Raw genomic sequence first — 7,118 nt, 5'->3', positions numbered from 1 at the left:
AGGAAGTGTTGCCGATAGTGCTCAAGTTCGTCAATCGACTCGTGCACATCGGCCAGGGCGGTGTGGCTCTGGCGCTTTTTGAAGGCGCTGTAAACCTCGGGACTCCAGCGCTTGGCCAGTTCCTTGAAGGTGCTGACGTCAACGTTGCGGTAGTGCAGGAAGGCTTCGAGTTTGGGCATGTACTTGACCAGGAAGCGCCTGTCCTGGCTGATGGTGTTGCCGCACAGCGGTGAAACACCCTTGGGAACGTATCGGGCCAAAAAAGCCAGAATCTGCGCTTCGGCATCTGCCTCGTCCACGGTGCTGGCCTTGACCTTGTCGATCAGGCCGCTGCGCCCATGGGTGCCCTTGTTCCAGTTGTCCATCTGGTCCAGCAACTCGTCGGTCTGGTGGATCGCCAGAACCGGGCCCTCAATGCGCGGCGTGAGTTGCGGGCCTGTGACGATGACGGCGATCTCGATCAGGCGCTCTTTTTCCGGGTCGAGGCCGGTCATTTCGCAGTCCAGCCAGACGAGGTTCTGGTCTGATTTTTTAAGTAGGGGTTCAGTTTCAGGCATCTTGCGATTCTCGCTGATCGCCTAAACTGCCAGCCATGACCGACTATTCGCTTGTTTTCACCGGGGTGTTTTCCGCCTTTCTGGTGTTGGGGCTGCTCACGAAGTTCTACCTGGCTTCGCGGCAGATCCGCCATGTGGCACGGAACCGGAACGCGGTGCCCGCCGCCTTCTCGGCCACCATTTCGCTGCAGGCGCACCAGAAGGCAGCCGACTACACAATCGCCAAGGCACGCTTCGGCATGCTGGAGATGGCTTTCGCCGCCGCCGTGCTGCTGGGCTGGACGCTGCTGGGCGGCATCGACACGCTGAACCAGGCAATCGCCGGTTCCGGCCTGGCCGCCTGGGGCGCGCTGGTGCCGCAACTGGCCCTGCTGGCCGCTTTTGGCCTCATCAGCGGTTTGCTCGACCTGCCCTTCACCCTGTACAGCACCTTCCGCATCGAAGAGCGTTTCGGCTTCAACAAGATGACCTTGAAACTCTGGCTGGCCGACCTGGTGAAGTCGACGCTGGTCGGCATCGTCATCGGCCTGCCCATCGTGGCGCTCATCCTGTGGCTGATGGGCAGCGCGGGAAGCCTGTGGTGGCTGTGGGCCTGGGGTGCCTGGATGGGTTTTAACCTGCTGGTGCTGGTGCTCTACCCCACCGTCGTCGCGCCGATGTTCAACAAGTTCAAACCGCTCGAAGACGAGACACTGAAGGCGCGCGTGACAGCCCTGATGCAGCGCTGCGGCTTTGCGGCCAAAGGCCTCTTCGTGATGGACGGCAGCAAACGCTCGGCCCACGCCAATGCCTATTTCACCGGCTTCGGCGCGGCCAAGCGCGTGGTGTTTTACGACACCCTGCTCAAACAGCTCAACCCCGGTGAAGTTGACGCCGTGCTCGCGCATGAGCTGGGCCATTTCAAGCACAAGCACATCATCAAACGCATCGTCTTGATGTTTGCCATGAGCCTGGCCGGTTTCGCCTTGCTGGGCTGGCTGTCGTCACAGGTCTGGTTCTATACCGGCCTGGGCGTGCGGCCCAACCTCACCGGCGCCAATGACGCCCTGGCGCTGCTGCTCTTTTTGCTGGTGGTGCCGCTCTTCAGCTTCTTCATCTCGCCGGTGTTTGCGCAGTTCTCGCGTAAACACGAGTTCGAGGCCGACGCCTATGCCGTGGCGCAAACCGACGGCAAAGACCTGCAGAGCGCCCTGCTCAAGCTCTACCAGGACAATGCCAGCACCCTCACGCCCGACCCGGTATTTGTGAAGTTTTACTATTCGCATCCGCCCGCCTCCGAACGGCTGGGCCGCATGATTCCTTCTGTTGAAAGCACCGCGACATGAGCAACCCGATCCACCAAAACCGCCGCGCCCTGAGCGCCACGGAAATCGTCACCCAGTTGAGCAAGCTCAATGGCGAGCAGGCCCTGGGCTGGCGCCTGATCGACGGTTCGCTGGAAAAAACCTACAGCTTCAAGAACTACTACGAGACCATCGCCTTCGTCAACGCATTGGCTTTCATTGCCAATGCCGAAGACCATCACCCCGACCTGGCCGTGAGCTACGGCAAATGCACCGTGCGTTTCAACACGCATGACGTCGATGGTGTTTCAGTCAGTGACTTTTTCTGTGCGTCGAAGGTTGACGCCTTGCTGGCTTGAGCAAACCGGCACGCCCTGCCGCCGCGCCCGTCGCAGGCACGCGGCCCGGGCTGGTGGTGGCGGGTTTTGGCCGCCATGTGCTGGTAGAAACCGACACCGGCGAACGCCTCATCTGCCACCCGCGCGGCAAGAAAAGCCAGGCCGTGGTGGGAGACCGCATTCGCTGGCTGCCTTCCGAAGACGAAGGCACCATCGAGAAAATTGAAGAGCGCCGCAACCTGTTTTACCGGCAGGACGAGATGCGCACCAAGTCCTTCGCCGCCAACCTCGACCAGGTGCTGATCCTCATCGCAGCCGAGCCCGAGTTTTCGGAAAGCCAGCTGACCCGCGCGTTGATTGCCGCTGAAGCAGAGGGTATCACCCCCATCATCGCCCTTAACAAAAGCGACCTCACCGAGCCTTTCGGGCGCGCCTGGGCCAAGCTGGCGCCCTACCGGGCCATGGGCTACAGAATGCTCTCGCTGGCCATCAAGCCCAAAACAGCGACAAGCGGGCCGGCCGATGCCCCGCACCCGGAACTGCAGGAACTGACGGACTTGCTGCGGGACAAAAAGACGCTGGTGCTGGGACCTTCAGGCGCGGGCAAAAGCAGCCTGACCAACCTGCTGGTGCCCGATGCACGGGTGCTGACGGCGGAAATATCGCAGGCCCTCAATTCAGGCAAACACACCACCACAAGTACCACGCTGTACTGGGTGAATACCGGGACGGACGGTCAGAGGAGCACCGCGCTGATTGATTCGCCGGGCTTTCAGGAGTTCGGGCTGCACCACATTGACCCAGTGCAGCTGGCCAACTACATGCCCGACCTCAAGGCGCACGCCCAGGACTGCAAGTTCTACAACTGCACCCACCTGCATGAGCCGGGTTGCGGGGTGATTTCAAAGGTCAAATCGGGGCCCAGCCCAGACGGAATCAGCGCAAGCCGCTATCGTTTGTATAGCGAACTATTTGCCGAGCTGTCGCAACCCCGATATTGACGGGAACTGACGGGCAGCGCCCGTCCGGGCAATAGCGTCAGGCCTTGAGCAGCTCGCGGCAGGCCTGCACCAGCGCCTCACACTGCGCCGGCGTGCCCACGCTGATGCGCAAATGCTGGTCGATGCGCGGCTGCCTGAAATGGCGCACCAGGATGTTTTTTTCGCGCAAGCCGGCCGCGAAGGCCGCTGCGTCGTGGCCAGGATGGCGAGCCAGCAGGAAGTTGGCCTGCGATGGCAAGACGTCAAAGCCGAGGCCTTGCAGCTGCCGGCTTAACAGATCACGGCTCTGGATCACGGCCGTGCGAGTCGCTTCAAAATAAGCACGATCCTCGTAAGCCGCCACGGCACCGGCGATGGCCAGGCGGTCCAGCGGATAGGAATTGAAGCTGTCTTTCACCCGCTCAAGGGCTTCAATCAGGTGGCGCTGGCCGGCGGCAAAACCAACGCGCAATCCGGCCAGCGAGCGCGACTTGGACAGCGTGTGCACCACCAGCAGGTTGGGATAACGCGCAATCAGTTCAATGGCGGTTTCGCCGCCGAAATCCACATAGGCTTCGTCTACCAGCACAACCCGCTCGGGCTGTTGCTGCAACAGTTGCTCGATCTGCGCCAGCGGCAGGCCGGTGCCGGTGGGCGCGTTCGGGTTGGCAATCACCACGCCCGCGCATGGCGCGGTGTAATCCGCCACATGGATGCGCAGGGACGCATCCAGCGGCACGAGCCCGGCCTCAATGCCATAGAGCCCGCAGTACACCCTGTAAAAGCTGTAGCTGACATCCGGCATCAACAGCGGCTGGCCGTGGCGGAAAAATGCGCAGAAAGCGTGCGCCAGCACTTCATCCGAACCATTCCCAGCAAACACCTGGCCGGTGTCTATGCCGTGGTAGCCGGCAATCGCCCGCCTGAGTGCATTGGCCTGCGGGTCGGGATAAAGCTGCAGGCCGTTTTGCGCCGCGGCCGTGATGGCGGCAACGACACGGGGCGATGGCGGGTATGGGTTCTCGTTGGTGTTGAGCTTGACCAGGTCCGCAACACCGGGCTGCTCCCCCGGCACATACGGCACAAGACCGCGCACCGCAGGGCTCCAGAAGGATTGCCCGGAAGGCAGGCTGCCGCTCATCCGAGCAGGCGTGCCAGGGTCAGCAGCGCCAGCAAGACCATCCACAGCACCACGGAACGCCACACCAGCCCCACGATGCTTCGCAGGTGCGCCACTTCGGGCTCCCGGCCAGGCGTGGCTTCTGTGGCGATGCCGTCTTCCGCATCCAGGCCACCCGCCTGGAAACTTTGCGAGGTGTCCGCCGAAAACGTGGTCTTGAGCGCTTCGCCGCCCAGGCGCACGTTCACGGCACCGGACGTGGCAGCCAGGATGATCCCGTCGTTGCGGTTTTCAGAGGCCGAAGGAGTGCCAACCGGAAACCGGTGCGTGTAGTTGCGCCAGGCATCAATGGCGTCTTCAAAACTGCCGACCACCGCGAAACCCAGCGAGGTGACACGGGCGGGCACAAAATCAATCACGCCCCAGGCACGGCTTGCGGCAAGCTGCAACGCCGTGCTGGCGCCCTCGCCTGCTGCAGCGGCGGTCCTTCTTTTATAGGCCCAGTAGCGTGAAACGAACTCACTCATGCGGTAGAGCACGGCGCCTGCGGGCCCCAGCCCCAGCGCAGCGAGCACCGAAAACCAGCCCAGCACGCCGAACACATGGCGGTGCGCGGCCAGCACCGAATATTCAATCACGTGGCGGACAATTTCGCTGCGCGGAAGCTCGCTCGCATCGACCTGGCGCCACTGCGCCAGCAATTCGCGCGCTGTCGTTTCGTCGCCGTCATCCAGCGCGTCGCGTATGTCCGTGAAGTAGTGGCTGAACTGCCGAAAGCCCAGCGTGACATAGAGGATTGCCACGTTCCATGCAAAAGCCAGCACGGGGTTGATGGTCCACAGCAGCCAGTGAATCAGGAAGGTGACCAGCGCCGGCACCAGCACGGCGACCGTCCATGCGATCCAGCCGTGGTGCGGTTTGCCGGCATCCAGGCTGCGGTTGGTCCAGCGGGCCCAGCCCCGAAATCCCGCATGAATCCAGTTGCCGCGGGCCAGCGGACGGGCCTGTTCGATGATGAGTGCAAACAAAACGGCAAAAAAGCTCATGAGGAATCATAACTTGGCCCCCACGCTTTTCACTTCGTGTAATGCGCTGCCCCCCGAGGGGGCCGCCCGCCTGCGGTCTGGCATAGCCAGCCCCGCGGCTCATGCTGGGTTTAAGAGTTCAGTTAGCACAACCCAGCGGGGCCCGTGCGAGCAGGGGCCGCGGAACTGGCTCTGCCAGGCCGTAGGCGCCGTCCCCTGCAAGGGGAAAAGGGCTACACGAAGTGAGCCCGATAGGGGTGTGCTAATTTTTCGGCTTCGCCGGCCCCMGGCGCCGCCCCCTGGAAGGGGGGAACAGGCTACACGAAGTGAGCCTGGACGGTGGTGGGCTAAGCCACCAGAAAACGATAGAGATTACGCAGCATGCCGGCCGTCGCGCCCCAGATATAACGCTCCCTGGCCTCGTTGCCATCACCTTCCACGGAGGGGTCTGAGTACGGCATGGAAAGCCATTGGCGCAGGGCGCCGTCGAACTCCATCTCGTGGCGGCGATGATTGGCCGGGTTCATCAGGTAGCCCAGCGGCACCTCGAAGACATCTGCGACTTCACCCGGATTGGGCTGCAGCACGAACCCGGGCCTCACCAGCGCCACCACCGGCGTGATGATGAAAGCGGTACCGGTGACGTAGGTCGGCAAGGTGCCCAGCACCTCCACATGGTCGCGCGGCAAGCCCACCTCCTCGTGCGCTTCCCGCAGCGCGGTGTCTACCGCATCGCGGTCGGTTTCATCCGTACGGCCGCCGGGCAAGGCGACCTGGCCTGAGTGCGTGGACAGGTTGGTGGTCCGCTCCGTCAGCAGCAGTGTCAGCTCGTCCCGCATGACCAGCGGAATCAGCACCGCAGCCAGCGCAGGCGTGCGGTCGGTGAATGTCTTTTCAACGCTGTGTTCGGGAGTCCACACAGGCGGATGCCGAAAACGCTGGCGCAGGGCCTCCGGTGAAAGGTGCGCCGAAGGGACCCCCGCCAGATGGTCATCAATACCCAGCACCGGGATGCTGCGCGGGTCAAACTTCGGCAGGGGCCGGGTGTTGTTCATGGAGTGAGAGGTTAGCAGGCAAAAAAAAGCCGCTCGACAGAGCGGCTTTTCAGGGCGGAGGTGCTTTTAGGCAGCCTTGGCGCCCAGCTTTTCCTTGATACGTGCGGATTTGCCGCTGCGGCTACGCAGGTAGTACAGCTTGGCACGGCGCACATCACCACGGCGCTTGACTTCAATCTTCGCGATCAGCGGGCTGTAAACCTGGAACGTACGTTCCACGCCTTCGCCGTTAGAGATCTTGCGAACGATGAAGCTGGAATTGAGGCCGCGATTGCGCTTGGCAATCACCACACCTTCAAAAGCCTGCACGCGTTTACGCGTACCTTCCACCACATTGACGCTCACGATCACGGTGTCGCCGGGAGCGTAAACGGGAATGGTCTTGTTCAAGCGGGCGATTTCTTCCTGCTCAAGGGTCTGGATCAGATTCATGGTTTATTCCATCTAACTTCTTCGCTCATACACGCGCTACGCTAAAGACCGCAAATCCATGGAACACCCGCGGGTGTTCAGATGGTTGCAGTGGCCGCCAGAGGATCGAAAAGCCTTTGATTATAGCAAGTCAGTGCTTTTTCAAGCGTCTTTGTCCGGGTTTTCGACCAAATCGGCCAAAAAAGCCTCGTCACTTTCGCTCAAATTCCCACTCTGCCGTGCCATTTGCACCAATTCCGGGCGTTGGCGCTGCGTCAGCGCCAGGCGTTGTTCACGCCGCCAGCGCTCAATATGGGCGTGGTTTCCAGACATCAGGGTGGTCGGAACG

At 61.9% G+C, this 7,118-nt stretch carries 8 protein-coding genes and 1 pseudogene; 3 read left to right on the top strand and 6 right to left on the bottom strand.

Going from position 1 to position 7,118, the window contains the following annotated elements:
- Window positions 1–557, bottom strand: a 557-nt coding sequence (gene orn / locus AC1DWI_RS09655) for an oligoribonuclease (protein ID WP_477724741.1), incomplete at its 3' end; no start/stop codon positions are given.
- Window positions 558–592: 35 nt separating this feature from the next.
- Between orn and AC1DWI_RS09650 the strand changes: the two genes are divergently transcribed.
- Genes AC1DWI_RS09650 through rsgA form a run of 3 tightly spaced genes read left to right on the top strand, consistent with a single transcriptional unit; the run spans window position 593 to window position 3,179 of the window.
- Window positions 593–1,882: a M48 family metallopeptidase gene (locus tag AC1DWI_RS09650; RefSeq protein WP_477668029.1), complete on the top strand. Its 1,290-nt coding sequence runs from the start codon at window positions 593–595 to the stop codon at window positions 1,880–1,882.
- A complete protein-coding gene (locus AC1DWI_RS09645) occupies window positions 1,879–2,199 on the top strand; it encodes a 4a-hydroxytetrahydrobiopterin dehydratase (RefSeq protein WP_436157846.1) in 321 nt (106 codons plus the stop codon). The genes AC1DWI_RS09650 and AC1DWI_RS09645 overlap by 4 nt, the downstream gene beginning before the upstream one ends.
- Complete coding sequence (rsgA, locus tag AC1DWI_RS09640) at window positions 2,196–3,179, top strand: ribosome small subunit-dependent GTPase A (protein WP_477668030.1); 984 nt, start codon at window positions 2,196–2,198, stop codon at window positions 3,177–3,179. The genes AC1DWI_RS09645 and rsgA overlap by 4 nt, the downstream gene beginning before the upstream one ends.
- 37 nt (window positions 3,180–3,216) lie before the next feature.
- Here the strand turns inward: rsgA and hisC are convergent, their stop codons facing one another.
- The 5 genes and pseudogenes from hisC to AC1DWI_RS09615 form a co-directional block, all read right to left on the bottom strand.
- Window positions 3,217–4,299: a histidinol-phosphate transaminase gene (gene hisC / locus AC1DWI_RS09635; protein WP_477668031.1), complete on the bottom strand. Its 1,083-nt coding sequence runs from the start codon at window positions 4,297–4,299 to the stop codon at window positions 3,217–3,219.
- Complete coding sequence (locus AC1DWI_RS09630; protein ID WP_457279969.1) at window positions 4,296–5,324, bottom strand: CobD/CbiB family protein; 1,029 nt, start codon at window positions 5,322–5,324, stop codon at window positions 4,296–4,298. The genes hisC and AC1DWI_RS09630 overlap by 4 nt, the downstream gene beginning before the upstream one ends.
- Before the next feature lie 326 nt (window positions 5,325–5,650).
- Complete coding sequence (locus tag AC1DWI_RS09625; protein ID WP_477668032.1) at window positions 5,651–6,358, bottom strand: CoA pyrophosphatase; 708 nt, start codon at window positions 6,356–6,358, stop codon at window positions 5,651–5,653.
- A gap of 66 nt (window positions 6,359–6,424) precedes the next feature.
- The gene (gene rplS / locus AC1DWI_RS09620) at window positions 6,425–6,790 is read right to left on the bottom strand and encodes a 50S ribosomal protein L19 (protein WP_077595343.1); all 366 of its coding nucleotides are present in this window, start codon (window positions 6,788–6,790) and stop codon (window positions 6,425–6,427) included.
- A 141-nt stretch (window positions 6,791–6,931) separates the two neighbouring features.
- A pseudogene (locus tag AC1DWI_RS09615) lies at window positions 6,932–7,118 on the bottom strand (tRNA (guanosine(37)-N1)-methyltransferase TrmD); the annotation flags it as partial.

The sequence above is a fragment of the Polaromonas sp. P3_C2 genome (genome assembly GCF_056402675.1).
Note: the sequence above shows the minus strand (reverse complement) of the source record. Positions and strands in the feature narration are given on the sequence as shown.